This window comes from Isoptericola sp. NPDC056134, from assembly GCF_042264825.1.
In the GTDB taxonomy this organism is placed as follows: domain Bacteria; phylum Actinomycetota; class Actinomycetes; order Actinomycetales; family Cellulomonadaceae; genus Isoptericola; species Isoptericola nanjingensis.
Genome location: NZ_JBHJVM010000022.1, coordinates 1 through 17,642, shown reverse-complemented (window position 1 = coordinate 17,642; position 17,642 = coordinate 1). Strand labels below are relative to the sequence as shown.

19 protein-coding genes are annotated in these 17,642 nt (G+C 72.8%); 11 read left to right on the top strand and 8 right to left on the bottom strand.

The genetic code is table 11. The features are described 5' to 3' along the window. Positions 1 to 104: 104 nt before the first annotated feature. Positions 105 to 548 (bottom strand): DUF4267 domain-containing protein, encoded by a 444-nt coding sequence (locus tag ACFCZN_RS17395; protein WP_430557577.1) that lies wholly within the window; start codon positions 546 to 548, stop codon positions 105 to 107. A 64-nt stretch (positions 549 to 612) separates the two neighbouring features. Continuing rightward, on the bottom strand, positions 613 to 1,083 hold the full coding sequence (locus tag ACFCZN_RS17390; RefSeq protein WP_430557576.1) for a cupin domain-containing protein: 471 nt from the start codon (positions 1,081 to 1,083) through the stop codon (positions 613 to 615). An 84-nt stretch (positions 1,084 to 1,167) separates the two neighbouring features. Between ACFCZN_RS17390 and ACFCZN_RS17385 the strand changes: the two genes are divergently transcribed. Next, the gene (locus tag ACFCZN_RS17385; RefSeq protein WP_430557575.1) at positions 1,168 to 1,665 is read left to right on the top strand and encodes a MarR family winged helix-turn-helix transcriptional regulator; all 498 of its coding nucleotides are present in this window, start codon (positions 1,168 to 1,170) and stop codon (positions 1,663 to 1,665) included. A gap of 15 nt (positions 1,666 to 1,680) precedes the next feature. Here the strand turns inward: ACFCZN_RS17385 and ACFCZN_RS17380 are convergent, their stop codons facing one another. Continuing rightward, the gene (locus ACFCZN_RS17380; protein WP_430557574.1) at positions 1,681 to 2,556 is read right to left on the bottom strand and encodes an endo alpha-1,4 polygalactosaminidase; all 876 of its coding nucleotides are present in this window, start codon (positions 2,554 to 2,556) and stop codon (positions 1,681 to 1,683) included. Positions 2,557 to 2,607: 51 nt separating this feature from the next. Here ACFCZN_RS17380 and ACFCZN_RS17375 point away from each other — a divergent pair, with 51 nt between their 5' ends. The 3 genes from ACFCZN_RS17375 (at position 2,608) to ACFCZN_RS17365 (ending at position 4,470) form a co-directional block, all read left to right on the top strand. Continuing rightward, the gene (locus ACFCZN_RS17375) at positions 2,608 to 3,528 is read left to right on the top strand and encodes an aminoglycoside phosphotransferase family protein (RefSeq protein ID WP_430557573.1); all 921 of its coding nucleotides are present in this window, start codon (positions 2,608 to 2,610) and stop codon (positions 3,526 to 3,528) included. 92 nt (positions 3,529 to 3,620) lie between these two features. Further along, positions 3,621 to 3,869, top strand: coding sequence for a PspC domain-containing protein (locus ACFCZN_RS17370; protein ID WP_430547669.1), 249 nt, complete (start codon positions 3,621 to 3,623; stop codon positions 3,867 to 3,869). A 49-nt stretch (positions 3,870 to 3,918) separates the two neighbouring features. Further along, positions 3,919 to 4,470, top strand: a complete 552-nt coding sequence (locus ACFCZN_RS17365) for an O-acetyl-ADP-ribose deacetylase (RefSeq protein WP_430557572.1) — start codon at positions 3,919 to 3,921, stop codon at positions 4,468 to 4,470. Positions 4,471 to 4,514: 44 nt separating this feature from the next. Here ACFCZN_RS17365 and ACFCZN_RS17360 read toward each other — a convergent pair whose 3' ends face one another. Then, positions 4,515 to 6,008, bottom strand: coding sequence for an APC family permease (locus tag ACFCZN_RS17360; RefSeq protein ID WP_430557571.1), 1,494 nt, complete (start codon positions 6,006 to 6,008; stop codon positions 4,515 to 4,517). A gap of 167 nt (positions 6,009 to 6,175) precedes the next feature. Here ACFCZN_RS17360 and ACFCZN_RS17355 point away from each other — a divergent pair, with 167 nt between their 5' ends. After that, positions 6,176 to 7,381, top strand: a complete 1,206-nt coding sequence (locus ACFCZN_RS17355; protein WP_429765219.1) for a beta-ketoacyl-[acyl-carrier-protein] synthase family protein — start codon at positions 6,176 to 6,178, stop codon at positions 7,379 to 7,381. A 20-nt stretch (positions 7,382 to 7,401) separates the two neighbouring features. On the opposite strand, the gene ACFCZN_RS17350 is transcribed toward ACFCZN_RS17355, so the two are convergent. After that, entirely contained in the window at positions 7,402 to 8,172 is a 771-nt protein-coding gene (locus tag ACFCZN_RS17350) for an alpha/beta fold hydrolase (protein ID WP_430557570.1), read from the bottom strand. A gap of 270 nt (positions 8,173 to 8,442) precedes the next feature. Here ACFCZN_RS17350 and ACFCZN_RS17345 point away from each other — a divergent pair, with 270 nt between their 5' ends. The 4 genes from ACFCZN_RS17345 (at position 8,443) to ACFCZN_RS17330 (ending at position 12,232) form a co-directional block, all read left to right on the top strand. Further along, positions 8,443 to 9,729: an ABC transporter substrate-binding protein gene (locus ACFCZN_RS17345; protein WP_430557569.1), complete on the top strand. Its 1,287-nt coding sequence runs from the start codon at positions 8,443 to 8,445 to the stop codon at positions 9,727 to 9,729. Between the two features lie 7 nt (positions 9,730 to 9,736). Continuing rightward, positions 9,737 to 10,669: a carbohydrate ABC transporter permease gene (locus tag ACFCZN_RS17340; RefSeq protein ID WP_429765214.1), complete on the top strand. Its 933-nt coding sequence runs from the start codon at positions 9,737 to 9,739 to the stop codon at positions 10,667 to 10,669. After that, the gene (locus tag ACFCZN_RS17335) at positions 10,666 to 11,550 is read left to right on the top strand and encodes a carbohydrate ABC transporter permease (protein WP_430557568.1); all 885 of its coding nucleotides are present in this window, start codon (positions 10,666 to 10,668) and stop codon (positions 11,548 to 11,550) included. The genes ACFCZN_RS17340 and ACFCZN_RS17335 overlap by 4 nt, the downstream gene beginning before the upstream one ends. Positions 11,551 to 11,614: 64 nt before the next feature. Next, the gene (locus ACFCZN_RS17330) at positions 11,615 to 12,232 is read left to right on the top strand and encodes a DNA-3-methyladenine glycosylase I (protein ID WP_429765213.1); all 618 of its coding nucleotides are present in this window, start codon (positions 11,615 to 11,617) and stop codon (positions 12,230 to 12,232) included. On the opposite strand, the gene ACFCZN_RS17325 is transcribed toward ACFCZN_RS17330, so the two are convergent. Next, positions 12,209 to 12,649 carry a DoxX family protein gene (locus ACFCZN_RS17325; protein ID WP_429765212.1) on the bottom strand — a complete coding sequence of 147 codons (441 nt, stop codon included), beginning with the start codon at positions 12,647 to 12,649 and terminating at the stop codon, positions 12,209 to 12,211. The genes ACFCZN_RS17330 and ACFCZN_RS17325 overlap by 24 nt on opposite strands. Before the next feature lie 98 nt (positions 12,650 to 12,747). Between ACFCZN_RS17325 and ACFCZN_RS17320 the strand changes: the two genes are divergently transcribed. Next, entirely contained in the window at positions 12,748 to 13,473 is a 726-nt protein-coding gene (locus ACFCZN_RS17320) for a ZIP family metal transporter (RefSeq protein WP_430557567.1), read from the top strand. 326 nt (positions 13,474 to 13,799) lie between these two features. Here the strand turns inward: ACFCZN_RS17320 and ACFCZN_RS17315 are convergent, their stop codons facing one another. Together ACFCZN_RS17315 and ACFCZN_RS17310 are read right to left on the bottom strand one after the other, a co-directional pair. After that, a complete protein-coding gene (locus tag ACFCZN_RS17315; RefSeq protein WP_430557566.1) occupies positions 13,800 to 15,683 on the bottom strand; it encodes a glycoside hydrolase family 2 protein in 1,884 nt (627 codons plus the stop codon). 107 nt (positions 15,684 to 15,790) lie between these two features. Continuing rightward, positions 15,791 to 16,861 carry a LacI family DNA-binding transcriptional regulator gene (locus tag ACFCZN_RS17310; protein WP_430557565.1) on the bottom strand — a complete coding sequence of 357 codons (1,071 nt, stop codon included), beginning with the start codon at positions 16,859 to 16,861 and terminating at the stop codon, positions 15,791 to 15,793. Positions 16,862 to 17,037: 176 nt separating this feature from the next. On the opposite strand from ACFCZN_RS17310, the gene ACFCZN_RS17305 reads away from it, so the two are divergent. Beyond that, positions 17,038 to 17,642: carbohydrate ABC transporter permease (locus ACFCZN_RS17305; RefSeq protein WP_430557564.1), on the top strand; the 605-nt coding region annotated here is incomplete at its 3' end.

The following is a 17,642-nucleotide window of genomic DNA, read 5'->3' as shown; positions in this document are numbered from 1 at the left end:
CCCGCCTCGCTGCTGCATCGTGCTCCCCGCTCCTGGCAGAACACCCGGACGGCGCCGTCCGAGGGCGAGGACGCACGCTCGCCGAGCGGGAGCATAGCGCCAGGTCAACGGCTGCTGGAAGCGCCCTGGGGAGCTGTGGTCGGCGCGATGGTCCGGGTCGCCGGTGCCGGCTTCTCGGTCAGCAGCAGGACGCCGGTGACCACCAGCGCGAGCGCGGTCACGCCGTGCACGGCCAGCGCCGTGACTGTCGATCCGCCGGTGGACAGGATGAGCGCGGCGTCGCTGAGGGGCACGAGGGTCCAGATCGTCAGCACCCAGCCGAGCGCGCGGCGCTGGCCCGTGAGCAGCAGCGCGAGGGGGACCAGCCCGGACGTGAGGTCGCGGGCACCCTTCGTGACGAGGAAGGTGGCCGCGTCGCCCTCGGGCCACACCGCCATGCCGAACTGCGGCGCGGTCGCCGCGGGGAAGAACAGGTAGCTGATACCCACGTAGCCGATGCCGACGGCGAGCAGCACGGTGAGCGTGGTGGCGAGGTGCTTGCGGAACATGGGGATCTCCTGGGTCTGCGGGTCGGTCAGGGGCGGGCGGCGCGGTCGGGGCGCGGGGGGGGCGTCAGCGGTCGCGACGCGCGAGGGGGCCGAGGAAGGCGACGGCGGCACGGGTGACGGGCGACGTCGGCCGCATGACGTCGCGATAGCGGTGCAGGACGCCGACCAGCGGGACGAGCCCGACGCGCCCCTCGCGCTGCAGCCGGTCCATGGCGGTGAAGAACTCCTCGACGCGGCCGGCGGGCGTGCTGAGCCACCGCAGGACGGCCGGCTCGTCCCCCGGGTTCCACATGTGGTGGGCGGTGCCGCGCGGGACGACGAACGCCTCACCCGCCGCGTAGTCGCGCTCGTCGTCGGCGAACCCCACCCGGACGGTGCCCGAGAGCACCGTGAACTCCTCGTCGTGGTGCGGATGCACGTGCTTTGGCGGGCGCTCGCCCCGCGGCTCGTAGGTGGCCTCCACCTCGAGGCGGTCGGTCGTGCTCTCGCGCACCACCAGGGACTCGGACCCGTTGAGCGTCAGTGTTGTCGCCATTACTCCTCCTCAAGTTACTTATGTACGAGTGACTTGAGGCGAAGGTAGACCGCAAGTAACTCGCGCGCAAGCTAAAGTGCCGGGGTGGACGACAACGACCGCATCGACGCCCTGGTCCAGCAGTGGGCCGACCAGCGACCCGACATCGACCGCGACACGATGGCGCTGCTCGCGCGGCTGACCCGCGCGGCCGCGCTCGTGGACGCCCGGACCGAGAGCGTCGCGGCGGGCTACGGCGTGAACCGCGGCGACGGCGACGTCATGTTCGCCCTGCGCCGGTCGGGCGAGCCGTACCGCCTCTCCCCCACCAGCCTCGCCCGGGCGCTGCTCATGACCACGGGCACGATGACGGGCCGGCTCGACCGGCTGGAGAAGCGCGGCTGGATCGTCCGCGTGCCGAGCGCCCACGACCGGCGCAGCCTCGACGTCGAGCTCACCCCCGAGGGCCTGCGCCTGGTGGACGAGGCCGTCACGAAGCACGCCGCCGGCCAGGCCGACGCCGTCGCCCCCCTCACCAGCCGCGACCGCTCCGACCTCGACCGCGTCACCCGCAAGCTCGTCGCGCACCTCACGCAGGGCTGAACCGGCGCGACGGCGTCAGCAGGCGTCGTAGGCGTACCCGTCCTCCACGGCAGCGACGAGGTCCCGGTCACGCAGGATCGTCAGCGGCGCGCGGTCGTCCCGCGCGCAGACGTCGTCGAAGGTCAGGCCCGCGTCGTCGAGGGCGTCGGGGTACTCCACCTGCAGCACACGGTCGCCGTAGACGTCGGTGTACGCGGCGCACTCGTCCCACGCGGCGCACTCCTCGGTGACGGCGAGGTCGAAGCCGAGCTCGTCGTGCGCGACCCGCGTGATCTCGGCGGCGTTCTTCTGCGCGACGGCGAGCCCCGCTCCGTGCGCCAGGTCGACGTACGCCCGGGCCAGCGCGTACGCGCCCGCCTCGTCGATCTGGTCGAACCGCGTCCACGTGTCGAGGTTGTCGAGCTCGACGGCGTCGAAGCCGTCCTCCGCGCACCCCGTCACCACCGGCCCGAGCACCTCGAGGATCCCCGCGCGCTGGTCGGCGGTCGACGGGTCCAGCACGTGCTCGTCCGGCCAGTCCGGGTCGACGACGAGGTCGCCGTCCGCGTCGTGCAGCAGCAGCTCCTCGCGGTCCGCCCACAGGTCCGCCTGGTCGGGCTGGGTCTGGAAGCCGTTGACGTAGCAGACGGAGTACGCCCCGGGCAGCGGGTCGGCCGTCGCGTCGCGGACGACGACGTCGATCGCCGTCGCGCCCGCCACCTCGTCGTACGCGCCGCCGAGCTGATAGTCGAAGGTGCCGCTCGTGGGCGGCAGCGAGACCTCCGACGGCGTCTCGGACGCCGCGACCGAGGACGCCGACGACGCCGGCCCCGGGGCGCACGCCCCCGGCGCCGCGAGCGCGAGCACGGCCGTGAGCACCGCCGTCGTCCGCCGAGCCTTTCCGCGTGTCACTGCCCGAGTATCACCTGGCCGCACCCGGTGGCGCGCGCCTACGGTCGGCCCATGCCGCTGCACGACGACGAGGTCCCCGTCACCGCCGACGACGTCCGCCGCCTGATCGCGGCGCAGCACCCGCGGTGGGCCGCGCTGCCCGTGACGCCGGTGCGGGAGTCCGGCACCGACCATCTGCTGTTCCGGCTCGGTGCGGACCTGGTGGCCCGGATGCCGAAGGTCGGGTGGTCCGGCGAGCAGGCGCGGTCCGACGCGCGCTGGCTGCCGTACCTCGCCCCGCTCCTGCCGCTGACCGTGCCGGCGCCGCTCGCTGTCGGCGAGCCGGACGACGGCTACCCGTTCCCCTGGTCGGTGGCGCCGTGGGTCCCCGGCGCGCCGCCGTCGGACCCGCTCGACCCGTCCACGGAGCCGAACCTCGACCCGGCGCGCGCCGCCGTCGACCTTGGCGGCTTCGTCACCGCGCTGCGCGCCGCCGACCCGACGGGCGGACCCTCCAAGACGGGCACGAGCCGCGGCGTGCCGCTCGCCCACCTCGACGACGACGTCCGCCGCGCCACCGCCGATGCCGGCGACCGCGTCGACGGCCCCGCCGTCCTCAAGGCGTGGGACGCGGCCCTGGAGGCCGCCGCCGACCCGGTGCCCGGCAGATGGCTGCACGGCGACCTCATGCCCGGCAACCTGGTCGTCGACGGTGGCCGCCTCACCGCCGTCATCGACTGGGGCACCATCGGCATCGGCGACCCGGCGGCGGACCTGCCCCCCGCCTGGTGGCTGTTCGCCGGCCGCGACCGCGACGCGTTCCGCGAGGCGGCCGGGGCGGGTCCCGGCGGCGACCTCGACGACGGCGCCTGGGAGCGAGGGCGCGGCTGGACGCTGGTGCAGGGCATCATCGCCCTGCCGTACTACTGGGACCGCTGGCCCGCGTTCGCGCGGGCCTCCCAGCGGCGCGTCGCAGCCGCCGTCTCCGACTGATCCGGTCGGGGTCCCTCAGGGTCGGGCTACTCAGGGTCGAACCGGGGGACCACCCGATACCGAGCGCGCGGCGCCGCTCGTACCGTCGAAGCATGACCACACCGACCTCGACCCCGTACGTCCAGCCCTCCCCCGCGCCGAAGCGCAAGCTGTTCCGCCCGAAGCACGGTCGCGTGCTCGGCGGCGTCTGCGCCGGCCTCGCCGACTACCTCGGCTGGAGCCGCGGCCTCGTCCGCGTGCTCTCCGTCGCGTCGATCCTCATCCCCGGCCCGCAGGTGCTCGCCTACATCGTGCTGTGGATCCTCATGCCCGACGAGGACAAGGCCCTGCGGACGGCCTGACGTCCAGGCGCCCCTGCCCTCGACCCGCTCGCGACCCCCAGGAGGAACCGTGGAGCTCGTCCTCGAACGCGGCGACCTCACGACCGTCGCCTCGGACGCCATCGTCAACGCCGCGAACTCGTCGCTGCTGGGCGGCGGCGGGGTCGACGGCGCCATCCACGCCGCCGCGGGCCCGCGCCTGCTGGAGGCGTGCCGCGAGCTGCGCCGCAGCACCCTGCCCGACGGCCTGCCGGTGGGCGACGCCGTCGCGACGCCCGGCTTCGACCTGCCCGCCGCGTGGGTGATCCACACGGTGGGGCCGAACCGGCACGCCGGGCAGACGGACCCCGCACTGCTCGCCTCGTGCTTCTCCCGGTCGCTGGACGTCGCGGCCGACCTCCGCGCCCGGACCGTCGCGTTCCCCGCCGTCGGTGCCGGCGTGTACGGCTGGTCGCCCGACGACGTCGCGCGCGAAGCCCTGGAGGCCGTGCGGTCGTGGGACGACGCCAACCCGGCGGCCATCGACGAGGTCCGCTTCGTGCTCTTCAACGAGCCCGTGCTGTCCGCCTTCGAGCGGGCGTCGGCGGCCGCGCGAGCGTCCCTGTCGGTCAGGAATTCGTGACGGATTCCTGACCGACAGAGACGCTCGACAGCCTGGCGCCGCCGTCAGCGCTTGGGGTAGCCCGCCTGCGGCTTGTCGGCGTCGAGGTCTTCGACGTCCTCGAAGTGGATCTGCTGGTGCTTCACCGTGCGGTTGTACAGCCAGGTGATGAACGACAGCACCAGCCCGACGGCGAGCAGGCCGCCGGCGATGACGTACTGCTCCTGCTGCTCCTCGCTGCGCGCCCACGGACCCGCGAGGAAGGCGCAGGTCACGGCGCCGAGCACCGCGATCCACGTCTTGGTGCGGAAGTGCTCGTGCTGCACGGGCTTGCGTCGCAGCACCAGCAGCGCCACGTTCACCACCGCGAACACGGTGAGCAGCAGCAGCGACGTCGTCCCGCCCAGCAGGCTGATCGCGTCCGAGCCGGCCTCGGTGGCGCTGGCCCGGACCACGTAGATGATGAGCCCGAACGAGATGAGCGTGGTGACGATGATCGACACCCACGGCGTCTTGCGGGTGCGGTGCACCTTGCCGAAGCTGCGCGGCAGCACGCCCTGGTGGGCCAGGCCGTACAGCAGCCGCGACGCCATGAGCATGTTGATGAGCGCGGAGTTCGCGACGGCGAACATGCCGATGAACGGGAAGATCGTGTCGAACGGCAGGCCTGGCGCCCCGGCCGCGACCACCTGGGTGAGGGCGGACCCCTTCGAGTCGTCGGCCAGGTCGCCCACCGGGACCAGCGCGACGGCCGTGATCGCGACCAGCACGTAGATGAGCCCCGTGATCGACAGGCCCGTGAGCATGGTGCGCGGGAAGTCCTTCACGGGGTCGCGGCACTCCTCGGCCATGTTCACGGAGTCCTCGAAGCCCACCATCGCGAAGAAGGCGAGCGTCGTCGCCGCCGTCACGGCCAGGAAGACGCTCTTGTCGTCGGCGCTCTCGAAGACCACCACGCGGGAGAAGTCCGCCCGGCCCTGGGTCATGCCCCACATGCCGACGAAGATCACCATGAGCAGGCCGGACAGCTCGACGATCGTGAGCACGACGTTCGCCTTGACGCTCTCGCCGACGCCGCGGAAGTTCACCAGCGCCACCAGGGTCATGAACCCCAGCGCGATCAGCAGCAGCCCCGCCCCACCCGGCTCGAGGCCCAGGCCGAAGCCGTCGTTGAGGAAGCCCGCGAACGCGTTCGAGGCCGTCGACGCCGACGTGATGCCGGAGCACATCACCATGAACGCGATGATGAACGTGACGAAGTGGATGCCGAACGCCTTGTGCGTGTACAGCGCGGCGCCCGCGGCCTGCGGATACTTGGTGACCAGCTCCAGGTAGGAGAACGCGGTCAGCGTCGCCACCACGAACGCGATGAGGAACGGCGCCCAGGCGGCGCCGCCGACCTCGCCGGCGACCTGCCCGGTGAGGGCGTAGACCCCGGTGCCGAGGATGTCCCCGACGATGAAGAGCAGCAGGAGCTTGCGCCCCATCACCCGCTTGAGGCCCGGTTCGGGGGCGGTGCCGCCCGCCCCGCTGCCGGCCTCGTCGATCGTCTGGCTCATCGCGACCTCCTGGATCCTGGGTGGACCGTCGTTGGCACCACCTCATGGAACCGCGCCGAGGCCTGACCTGCATGGGCGACGCGCGGGAGGGCAGGGCAGAGTGGCCCGCAACAAGGTCTCGCACGGTGCGGGTGCAGGGGGCAACCGGACTGACGAGGAGCACGCGGGTGCGACGAGCGGTGGTCACGGGTGCGGGGGCGGTCACGCCCGTCGGCGGCACGGTCAGGGAGACGTGGGCGGCCCTCCGGGCCGGCGCGAACGGGGCCGGCGCGATCACGGACGACTGGGCCGGCACCCTGCCGGTGCGCATCGCCGCGCGGGCGGACGACGCCTTCGCCGACGGCCTGAGCGTGCCCGAGCGCCGCGCGCGCGACCGGGTCGAGCAGCTGACCCTCGTCGCGGGCCGGGAGGCCTGGTCGTCGGCGGGGTCGCCGGACGTGGACCCCACCCGGCTCGGCGTGGCCGTCGGCACGGCGCACGGCGGCATCGCGACGACCGTCGCCATGCAGGACACCCTCGGCTCGGCCGGGTACCGCAGCGTGTCCCCGCACACCATCACGATGGCGATGGCGAACGGTCCGGCGGCGTACCTGTCCCTCGAGCTGGGAGCCAAGGCCGGCGCCCGCGCGCCCGTGAGCGCGTGCGCCGCGGGGGTGGAGGCGATCGTCCAGGGCCGCGACCTGATCCGCTCGGGGGCCGCGGACGTCGTGGTGTGCGGCGGGGCGGAAGCCAGCATCGTGCCGCTGTCGCTCACCGGGTTCGGCCGGGTCCGCGCGCTGTCGACCCGCAACGACGAGCCGCTGCGCGCCTCGCGCCCGTTCGACGTCCACCGCGACGGCTTCGTCATGGGCGAGGGCGCCGTGCTCGTGGTGCTCGAGGACGAGGAGCACGCCCGCGCCCGCGGCGCGACGGTCCTGGGCGCCGTCGACGGGACGTCCCTCACCTCCGACGCGTTCGACATCGTCGGCGGCGACCCGGCCAACCAGGCCCGCACCATCACGCTCGCGCTGCACGACGCCGGCCTGGCACCGGGCGACGTCGGGCTGGTGCACGCGCACGCGACGTCCACGCCGATGGGCGACGTCAACGAGGCCGCGGCCCTGCGCGCCGCGCTCGGCAGCCCGCCCGCCGTGACCGCCACGAAAGCGTCCACGGGACACCTGCTCGGCGCGTCCGGCGCCCTGGGCGCGCTGGTCGGGCTGCTGGCCCTGCGCGACGGCGTCGTGCCCCCGACCATCAACCTCGACGACCCCGACCCGGAGGTCGACCTCGACGTCGTCACCGCCCCCCGGACGACGACGGCGCGCCACGCCCTCGTCGACGCTTTCGGCTTCGGCGGGCACAGCGCCGCCCTGGTGCTCTCACGGGGATGAGCGCCGGAGCCCGCGGGGGGTCAGACGAGCACGGAGGCCAGGAAGCCCTCGACCGCCTCGAAGTAGGCCTCGGGCTGGTCGCGACGCACGCAGTGGCCGGCGTCGGCGACGACGACGGTCCTCAGCAGGGGGTTCTCCGGTCCGGGCTCGGCGGGGGACGGGCCGACACTGTCCCGGTCGGGCAGGACCAGCAGGGTCGGCACCGTCAACCGGGGCACGAGGTCGGCCCAGCTCTCGCGGCCGAGGTGCAACCCTGCACGCAGGTAGTCCCGCTGCACCTGTGGCTTGGACAGCGCCCACGCCTCGACCTCTGGCCGGTTCCACCCGCTCTCGGTGACGAGCGCCTCGAGCTCGCCGCGTGCGACGCGCGCGCTCATGTCCTCGACGAACGCGAGGAACCCGGCAGCGTGCTCGGCCGGGCTGGGGCCGCCGTCGGCGCGCGGTGGGTCCTCGAGCACCAGGGCTCGAACCGCCGTGGGGCGGGCGACCGCCGCGCGCAGCGCGAGCGCCCCGCCCATCGAGTGGCCGAGGAGCACCACCGGCTCCGGCTGATCGTCGAGGACGGCGAGCACGTCGGCGAGCATCAGGTCGGCCGTGCGGCCCAACTCGTCGTCGCGAAACCGCGGCGAGGTGCCGTGGCCGCGCATGCTCGGTGCGACGATGCGCCACTCCGACCGCCAGCGGTCCACCAGGTCGGGGAAGTTGTCGCCCGCGTCGGACAGGCCGTGGAGCACCACGGCCGTGCGAGACGTCGAATCGCCCGCGGTGTGGATCGTCAGCGCTGAGGTCACGGACCGGGAGCCTAGCGTCACCCCGCTGGGTGACGGGGAGTGCGACGGAGGGAGCCGATCGCGACGCCGAGCCCGTCGACGACCGGCGCGGACCGAACCCTGGGTGACATCCGGTCACGATTCGGGCGAAGGTTCCCCTGGCGCCTTGACACCGTGACCGCGCCGGTCGTGCGATGAGAGCGAGACCGGGGCGCAAGGATGCGCCAGGCCGGTGACGCGCGCTGCGCGCACACCGACCCCCACCGGCCCGAGGGCGTAGGGGTGAGGCAGATGCGAGGAGCTCCCAGGACGTCGGCTGTCGCCGCGGTCGCGGCCGTGGCGGCGTTGGCGCTGGCCGCGTGCGGCGGCAACGGCGGTGAACCGGAGAGCAGCGGCAGCGGCGGCGCGGACGAGGTGGAGGTCTTCACCTGGTGGGCGGCCGGGTCGGAGAAGGCCGGTCTGGACGCGCTGGTCAAGGTGTTCGACGAGCAGCACCCGGACGTGACGTTCGTCAACGGGGCCGTGGCCGGCGGCGCAGGGTCGCAGGCGAAGGACCTGCTGCAGACCCGCCTGCAGGCGCAGGACCCGCCGGACACGTTCCAGGCCCACGCGGGCGCGGAGCTGCAGGACTACATCGACGCCGCGCAGATCGAGCCCGTCTCCGACCTCTACGACGAGTTCGGGCTCACCGACGTCTTCCCGCCCGACCTCATGGACCGGCTCACGGCGGACGACGGCCAGATCTACTCGATCCCGTCGAACATCCACCGCGCCAACGTGGTGTGGTCCAACCGGCAGGTGCTCACCGACGCCGGTCTCGACCCGGACGCCACGTACCCCGACCTCTCGGCGTGGATGGACGACCTCGCGACGCTCAAGAAGGCGGGCGTCACGCCCCTCGCCGTCGCTCAGGCGTGGACGCAGGTACAGCTGCTCGAGACGGTGCTGCTGGCCGACCTGGGTGCGGAGGGCTACTCCGGGCTGTGGGACGGGTCGACCGACTGGAAGGGTCCGGAGGTCACGGCGGCCCTGGAGGACTTCGAGACCCTCATGGGCTACACGAACACCGACCGTGACGGCCTGGACTGGCCGGAGTCGCAGCAGCTCGTCATCGACGGCAAGGCCGCGTTCACCGTCATGGGCGACTGGGCGGAGGCGTCGTACGAGGAGCAGGAGCAGGAGCTCGGCACCGACTACTCGGCCTTCGCCGTCCCGGGCACGGACGGCGTCTTCGACTTCCTCGCCGACTCGTTCACGCTGCCCGTGGGCGCCCCGCACCCCGACGGGGCCAAGGCGTGGCTCGAGACGGTCGGGTCGGCCGAGGGCCAGGAGGCGTTCAACAAGGCCAAGGGCTCCATCCCGGCCCGCACGGACGTCGACATGTCGACCTTCGGCGAGTACCAGCAGTCCGCGGCCGAGGCGTTCAAGAGCGACACGATCGTGTCCTCGCTGGCGCACGGGGCGGCGGTCCCGGTGGCGACGCTCACGGCCATCACGGACGCCACGAGCAAGTTCACCTCGGGGGCGTCCGACCTGGCGGCGTTCCAGTCGGAGCTGGCCGCCGCGAACGCCGGCTGAGGCGCCGATGGCCACCGCCACGCGCAGGCGGGCGGGGGTGCGCCGGGCGGTCCGCCGCGCCGGCGCTCCCCTGCTCCTGCTCCTGCCCTCGCTGATCCTGGTCGGGGTGTTCGTCTACGGCCTCATCGTGGCGAACGCCCGGCAGTCGGCCACCGACAACCACACGGCCGCGCAGGCGACGGGCCAGGCGCCGACGACGGGCGTCGGGCTGCGCAACTACCTCGACCTGCTGGGCAGCGAGGAGTTCCAGCACTCGCTGACCAACCTCGTGCTGTACACCGTGGTGTTCCTCGTGGGCACGATGGTCATCGGCTTCCTGTGGGCCTGGCTGCTCGACAAGCCGCTGCGGGGCGAGGGGTTCTTCCGGTCGATCTACCTGTTCCCGATGGCGGTCTCGTTCATCGCGTCCGGGGTGGTGTGGCGGTGGCTGCTCAACTCCAACCAGGACGAGCAGGCGTCCGGCCTCAACCGGCTGTTCCAGATGATCGGCCTGGACGCGCTGCAGAACAACTGGTGGAACAACGTGTCCGTGGGCATCGTCGCCATCGCGATCCCCGCGATCTGGCAGCTCTCCGGCTACGTGATGGCGCTGTTCCTCGCCGGCTTCCGCGGCATCCCCGTGGAGCTGCGCGAGGCCGCCCGGGTGGACGGCGCGAGCGAGTGGAAGCTGTACCGGCACGTGCTGTTCCCGCAGCTGTCGCCGATCGCGCTGTCCGCGCTCATCATCATCGGCCACATGTCGCTCAAGGCGTTCGACCTCATCATGTCGATCTCCAAGCCGGCGAACTACCAGACCAAGGTGCCCGCCGTGGACATGTACGTGTTCAAGTCGGCCTTCGACTACGCGAACGCGGCCGCCGTCGGCACGATCCTGCTGGTCATCGTGGCGATCGTCATCGTGCCGTACCTGGTCCACACGCATCGGCAGGACAAGCGATGACCGCCGTCGTCGAGGAGGCCGGGCGCCCCATCGACCTCGGCCGCCGCGCCGCGCCCCGCGGCCGGTTCACCGTGGGCCGCACGCTGCGCTACCTGGTGCTGCTCCTCTTCGTGCTCGTGGTGCTGGTGCCGGTGTACGTGCTGCTCGTGACCAGCTTCAAGGGCCCCGGCGACGCCGCCCCCACCCGCGCGTGGAACCTGCCGCAGGCGTGGACCACCGCCAACTGGGAGACGGCGTGGTCCACCCTCTCGCCCGCCATCGCGCGCACCGTGCAGATGGTGGTGCCGGCCGCGCTGATCTCGGCGTTCCTCGGGTCGCTCAACGGGTTCGTGCTGTCGCGGTGGCGCTTCCCCGGGGCGGACCTCGTGTTCACGCTGATCCTGTTCGGCATGTTCATCCCGTACCAGGCGGTGATGATCCCGCTGAACCAGCTCGTGCTCGGGCTGGGCGTGCCGAGCGGCGTCCCCTCGCTGATCCTGCTGCACGTCGTCTACGGCATCCCCATCACGACGCTGATCTTCCGCAACTACTACATGACGGTGCCGCAGGAGCTCATCGAGGCGGCGCGCGTCGACGGCGCGGGGATGCTGCGCACGTACGCCTGGATCGTGCTGCCGATCTCCGTGCCGAGCTTCGTCGTCGTGCTCATCTGGCAGTTCACCTCGGCGTGGAACGACTTCCTGTTCGCCGTGTTCTTCTCCTCCAGCCAGAACGGGCCGGTCACCCTCGCGCTGAACAACCTGGCGAACGGCGCGCTGCTGCAGGACTACGGCGTCTCCATGGCGGGCGCGCTGTTCGCGTCGCTGCCCACGCTGCTCGTGTACGTGCTGCTGGGCCGGTACTTCATGGGCGGGCTGATGTCCGGGTCGGTCAAGGGCTGAGCGGACCGCGCGGGCCTGTGGACGACTGCGGTCGGGTGTCGGGAGCACCGGGCAGGCTGGGGGTATGACGACGACCACCGGCCCGGAGCCCGACGCCCCGCCAGTCACCGCCCGCTGCTTCGGCGACGGCGACCCGCTCTACGAGGCGTACCACGACACGGAGTGGGCCGTGCCCGTGCACGGCGAGGCCGCGCTGCTGGAGCGCATCGCGCTGGAGGGGTTCCAGTCCGGCCTGTCGTGGATCACCGTGCTGCGCAAGCGCCCCGCGTTCCGGGAGGTGTTCCTCGACTTCCAGCCCGAGCGCGTCGCCGCCCTCGGCGAGGACGACGTCGAGCGGCTCCTCGGCGACGCCCGGATCATCCGCAACCGGCAGAAGATCGAGGCCACGATCGGCAACGCGCGCGCCGTGCTCGCCCTGCACGACGCCGGCCGCACGCTCGACGAGCTGTTCTGGTCGTTCGCTCCCCCGCCCCGCGAGCGCCGGCTGGGCGCCTGGGACACCGTGCCGGCCAGCACTCCCGAGTCGGTGGCCCTCGCCAAGGCGCTGAAGAAGGAGGGGTTCCGCTTCTTCGGCCCGACGACGGCGTACGCGGCCATGCAGGCCTGCGGGCTCGTGGACGACCACCTCGCCACGTGCCCGGTGGTCACGGGCCGCCGGTCAGCGGCGGGCGGCGCGGCGTAGGGCGGCGAACGCCCCCGTCGACCACAGCGCGAGCGCGACGAGAGCCGGCTGGAAGAACAGTCGGACGAACCGCTTGGCGTCGGTGTCGAGGCCGAACCCGTCCTTCCGTTCGAGCCACTGGCCGACGTTCCCGGGGAAGATCACGACGAAGAACGCCGCGACGACCAGCCCGACCGCGACCTTCCACCGGGAGAGCGCGACGAGCGACCCGCCCAGCACGATCTCCACGACCCCGGACGCGAGAACGGTGACGTCCTCGTCGACCGGGAACCAGGCGGGGACCTGGGCACGGAACTCCTCGCGGGCGACCGTGAGGTGCGTGATCCCGGCCCCGGCGAGCGCCACGCCGAGCGTGACCCTCCCGATCCGGCGAGGTATCGACGTGGGCTCCGGTCGCACGAGCTCCTGCAGGTCCATCCCGCGATGCTCGCAGCACCGCAGTGATGACGCACCCGCGGGCCCGGCCGGGCGGCCCTCGACGGGCGGCCGGCCGCGCCACCTGGTCCACTGTCCGCATGACCGGGTTCTGGTGGGGTCTGCTGGGCAGCTCGTCGCTGCTGATCGGTGCGGCCCTCGTCCTGTGGCGGACGCCGAGCCGGCGGCTCACGGGCCTCGTCATGGCGTTCGGCGCGGGGGTGCTCATCAGCGCGGTCGCGTACGACCTGGTCGAGGACGCCTCCCGCGCGGCGAGCGGCTGGGTGCTGCTCGCGGGGCTGGCCGCCGGGGCGCTGACGTTCTTCGTCGGCGACCTGCTCATCGACCGGCGCGGCGGCCAGGACCGCAAGCGGTCCACGGGCGTGCAGTCCAAGGGGTCGGGCGGCGCGATCGCGCTGGGCACCGTGCTCGACGGCATCCCCGAGTCCGTGGTGCTGGGCTCGACCCTGGTCGGGGGTGGCGGGGTGAGCGTCGCGGTGCTCGCCGCCGTGTTCATCTCCAACCTGCCCGAGGCGATGTCCGCGACCGTGGGGCTGCGGCAGGCGGGCACCTCCATCGGGCGGCTGGCGCTGCTGTGGGGCGGCACCACCCTCGTGTCCGCCCTCGCGGCCGGGGTGGGGTACGCCGTGCTGGGCACCGCGGACCCGGTGACCATCGCCGTCGTGCAGGCCTTCGCCGCCGGCGCCCTGCTGACCATGCTGGTCGACACGATGATCCCCGAGGCCACCGAGTTCGGCGGCCCCGTCACCGGGCTCGTCACCGTGCTCGGCTTCGCGACCGCCTTCGGGCTGTCGGCGCTGGGCTAGGTCGGGGCCGAAGCCGATCCTCGACCTCGCCGCCCGCGCAGCCCGAACGGGTCGAAGCCGGGCGCCGTGGGCGACGACGTCGCACCCCTCGCCTACCGGCGGACCGTGCACGGCCCGAGGAACCACGGCGTCTCCGTGCGGGAGCGCGACGGCGCGCGCACCCACACCCTGCACGTCTTCGCCGACGACCTCTGGGAGACGTGCCCGCAGCGGCAAGCGCGCGCTCGTCGAGGAGCTGCTCAACGCCGAGCGCGCGGACCGCGGGCTGCAGCCGACGGCGGCCTGGGACACGGAGGCCCGGCCGCCGCCGGAGGTCCGCCCGTGCGTCAGACCGCGGCGCGGTCCGCCTCCTCGACGGCGGCGACCTGCTGCTGCACCTCGCGGACGCGGGCGACGTCGAGCTTCTCGGAGCGGTCGAAGCGGTACACGCCGTTCTGCTCCTGGAACACGTCGGTGAGCTGGGTGTAGCAGTAGCCGAACATCAGCGGGTCGCCGAGCAGCACCTCGGTCAGGCCGCGGAACCGGGCGTGGAAATCCTCCTCGTCCGCGACGCGCTGGCCGTAGCCCCACGACTCGGCGGCGTCGTTCCCCGCCGCGGCGGCCGCCGCCTCCGGGTTCCACCAGATGCCGCCGTACTCGGACACGAAGTACGGCTGGCCGCGGTACGGCAGCGACATGACGGCGTTGTCGTCGCGCCGGTTCTCGTACGGGGCTCCGTCGGCGAGCCCCGCCATCTGGACGGCGAACGCCGCCGGGTCCTGCTCGTAGCTGTGCGAGTCCCACACGTCGGTCTCGAGCACGCGGTGCGCGTAGCCGCTGGCGTCGATCACCGGGCGCGACGGGTCGGCGAGCTTGGTCGCGAGGAACATGCCGCGGGTGACGTCGTCGAGCACGGTCATCCGGTCGTGCAGGTCCTGGTGCGTCTCGTTGAGCGGGCACCAGCCGATGATCGACGGGTGCGAGTGGTCCCGCTCCAGCACCTCGAGCCACTGGGTGGTGAACGACGCGGTGGGCTGCTGGTTGTGGCCGACGGTGCCCTGCCCGCTCACGCCCCAGTCGCCGAACTCGCCCCACACGAGGTAGCCGAGGCGGTCCGCGTGGAACAGGAACCGCTCCTCGAAGACCTTCTGGTGCAGCCGCGCGCCGTTGAAGCCGGCCTGCAGACCGAGCTCGATGTCGCGCACGAGCGCGGCGTCCGACGGCGCCGTCATCAGCGACTCGGGCCAGTAGCCCTGGTCGAGCACCAGCCGCTGGAAGACGGCGCGGCCGTTGATCCGCACCGCCTGGCCGTCGATCGCGACGGACCGCAGGCCCGCGTAGGAGTCCACGGCGTCGACGAGCGCGCCGTCGCCGTCGCGCAGCTCCACGCGCAGGCCGTACAGGTGCGGGTCCCCCGGGCCCCACAGTCGCACGCGACCCTCGGGGACGACGACGCGCAGCGCGGGCGCGAGGTCGACGTCGGCGCGCGCGGTCTCGGACGCCACGACGCCGTCGGCGTCGGTGAGCGTCGCGGTGACGGTGTGGCCGGGGCGGTTCGCGGTGAGCGGCAGCACGACGTCGAACGCGCTGCTCGCCACGTGCGGCGTGACGCGCGGCCGGCGCAGGTGCGCGGCCGGCACGGGCTCCAGCCACACCGTCTGCCAGATGCCGGTGGTGCGCGTGTACTGGCAGTGCGTGTTCGCGTACCAGGTGGCCTGCTTGCCGCGGGCCTGCCGGGCCTCGCGCGGGTCGCGGGCCCGCACGACGACCGTCACGGTGTCGCCGGGCGCCGCCACGCCGTGCAGGTCGGCCGTGAAGGGCGAGAACCCGCCGCGGTGACGCACCACCTCGGTGCCGTCCACCCACACGGTGGTGTCGTGGTCGACGGCGCCGAAGTGCAGCAGCACGTGCGTGTCGTCGCCGGCGACGGCGGCCCACTCGGCCGGGACGGTCACCTCGCGGCGGTACCAGACCGCCTCGAGGAAGTCGCTGTCCCCGATCCCGGACAGCTCCGACTCGGGCGCGAACGGCACGGTGATGGTGCCGGCGAGCTCGCGGTCGCGCAGACCGCGTTCCAGTCCCGAGTCGCCGCGGTCCAGCTCGAACTGCCACGTGCCGTTGAGGTTCAGCCAGCGCTCGCGCACCACCTGCGGGCGCGGGTACTCCGGGCGAGGGACGTCGGCGCCGACCTGGGCGGAGGGCGGGTCGAGGTGAGTGAGGTGGTCTGCCATGGCGGCTGCTCCGTCGCGGTCGGCGTGGTCGATGGTCCGGGCTGATTCAACCTCCGTGATCCGAGAAACGCAACGTTGTACCACCAGGACTCGTCGACGTGGCGCCGTCAGCCCTGTCGACGGGAGCTCTCGCGGACGAGCAACCGATGGGGCACGACGACGTCCTCGGGCGCTCCTCCGGTACGCTCCACCTGCGCCACCAGGCGGCCGACGGCGGCCTCAGCGACCCCTCGCACGTCCGGCGCGATCGTCGTGAGGCCCGGGTTCGCGTAGCGGCCGTCCTCGGTGTTGTCCCAGCCCACCACGCCGACGTCCTCCGGCACCCGGACGCCGTTCGTGCGAAGCGCGTGCATCGCCCCGAGCGCGAGCAGGTCGTTGCCGCACACGAGGCCGTCGATCTCGCCCGCACGGGGCAGCACCTCCTCGACGGCGCGGGCTCCGGACCGCCGGCTGTAGTCCGCCACCGGGAGCAGCCAGGGAGGCCGCACCTCGAGCCCGGCCGCGCGCAGCTCCTCGACGAACCCGCGCTGGCGGGGGGCTCCGGACCGCTCCGGCACCTCGGGTTCCGCGCCCAGGAAGGCGAGCCGACGACGCCCGGTACCGAGCAGGTGGCGCGTGGCCTCCCGCGCGGCGGCGACGTTGTCGATGCTCACATGGTCCGTGGTCAGCGCCCCGCCGGGGTGCCAGGGCCGCTCGCCGAGCAGCACCATCGGCGTGCTGCCGCGCAGCTCGTCGACGTCGTCGAGGCTGAGGTCGAGCGGGCTGAACACGATGCCGTCGATGAGACGCACGTCGAAGCCGCGCGCCACGAGGCGCTCCGCCTCCGGGACCCCGCGCGTCTCGTCGATCAGCACCCGGTAGCCCCGCGCCGCCGCCACCTCGATCGTCTCGTGAGCGAGGGTCGAGAAGTAGGGCGAGTCGATCTGCGGCACCGCCAGCGCGAGGATCCCGGTGCGTCCCTGGCGCAGCTGACGGCCGGCGAGGTTGGGCCTGTAGCCGAGGTCGGCGATGACCCGTTCGACCCGTCCGCGGGTCGCCGCGCCGACCCGGCCCGTGCCGTTCACGACGTTCGAGACCGTCTTCCACGACACCCCGGCGGCCGCCGCGACCTCCTTGACCCCCGGCGGCTTCGTCGTGGCGGCCGGGCTCCCCGTGCTCGTCGTGCCGTCGTCGCCCACTCGTCCTCCTCGCCGTCGGTCCCGGACCGGGTCCGACGAAAACGGCGCGCCACCCCTTGACGGGAGGTGCCGCGGTAGTTCATCGTGATCCAACGTTAGATCGCAACGTTGCACCATGCTCGACCATGACGTGTCAGCAGACGCTGTGTCGACGACGACCCAGAAAGACGGACCACGTGACAGTGACCGGTGAGACGGCTCCGGCGGCCCCCTCCGCCGCACCCACCCGTGCCAGCAACCCGCGAAGCGCCCGATCCCGCCGCCGTGAGGCGGGTGCGGGGTTCGCGTTCTTGTCGCCGTGGTTGGTGGGGTTCGTGGTGTTGACGGCGTTCCCGATGGTGGCGTCGTTGTATCTGGCGTTCACGGACTATGACTTGTTCCGGCCGCCGTCGTGGGTCGGGATCGACAACTTCGTGAAGTTGTTCGAGGACCCGCGTTTTTGGACGTCGGCGAAGGTGACGGCGATCTATGTGCTGGTCGGCACGCCGATCAAGCTCGCGGCGGCGTTGTTGGTCGCGATGGTGCTGAACATGAAGCACCGGGGTCAGGGCGCGTACCGGTCGATCTTCTACGCCCCGAGCCTGATCGGTGCTTCGGTGTCGATCGCGATCGTGTGGAAGGCGATGTTCATCGATGACGGCATCGTGGACCGGATCCAGCAGCTGTTCGGGCTGCCGGCCGGGGGGTGGGTGGGTGACCCGTCCAAGACGATGCCGATGTTCGTGCTGCTCGCGGTGTGGACGTTCGGCGCCCCGATGGTCATCTTCCTCGCGGGGTTGAA

What these genes read in the sequence shown, in the direction of transcription:
- ACFCZN_RS17375 (WP_430557573.1), top strand. Translation starts at nt 2,608, where the DNA reads ATGCCGCTGCACGACGACGAGGTCCCCGTCACCGCCGACGACGTCCGC.
- ACFCZN_RS17330 (WP_429765213.1), top strand. Translation starts at nt 11,615, where the DNA reads ATGACGACGACCACCGGCCCGGAGCCCGACGCCCCGCCAGTCACCGCC.
- ACFCZN_RS17345 (WP_430557569.1), top strand. Translation starts at nt 8,443, where the DNA reads ATGCGAGGAGCTCCCAGGACGTCGGCTGTCGCCGCGGTCGCGGCCGTG.
- ACFCZN_RS17320 (WP_430557567.1), top strand. Translation starts at nt 12,748, where the DNA reads ATGACCGGGTTCTGGTGGGGTCTGCTGGGCAGCTCGTCGCTGCTGATC.
- ACFCZN_RS17395 (WP_430557577.1), bottom strand. Translation starts at nt 548, where the DNA reads ATGTTCCGCAAGCACCTCGCCACCACGCTCACCGTGCTGCTCGCCGTC.
- ACFCZN_RS17370 (WP_430547669.1), top strand. Translation starts at nt 3,621, where the DNA reads ATGACCACACCGACCTCGACCCCGTACGTCCAGCCCTCCCCCGCGCCG.
- ACFCZN_RS17325 (WP_429765212.1), bottom strand. Translation starts at nt 12,649, where the DNA reads ATGGACCTGCAGGAGCTCGTGCGACCGGAGCCCACGTCGATACCTCGC.
- ACFCZN_RS17315 (WP_430557566.1), bottom strand. Translation starts at nt 15,683, where the DNA reads ATGGCAGACCACCTCACTCACCTCGACCCGCCCTCCGCCCAGGTCGGC.
- ACFCZN_RS17340 (WP_429765214.1), top strand. Translation starts at nt 9,737, where the DNA reads ATGGCCACCGCCACGCGCAGGCGGGCGGGGGTGCGCCGGGCGGTCCGC.
- ACFCZN_RS17335 (WP_430557568.1), top strand. Translation starts at nt 10,666, where the DNA reads ATGACCGCCGTCGTCGAGGAGGCCGGGCGCCCCATCGACCTCGGCCGC.
- ACFCZN_RS17360 (WP_430557571.1), bottom strand. Translation starts at nt 6,008, where the DNA reads ATGAGCCAGACGATCGACGAGGCCGGCAGCGGGGCGGGCGGCACCGCC.
- ACFCZN_RS17390 (WP_430557576.1), bottom strand. Translation starts at nt 1,083, where the DNA reads ATGGCGACAACACTGACGCTCAACGGGTCCGAGTCCCTGGTGGTGCGC.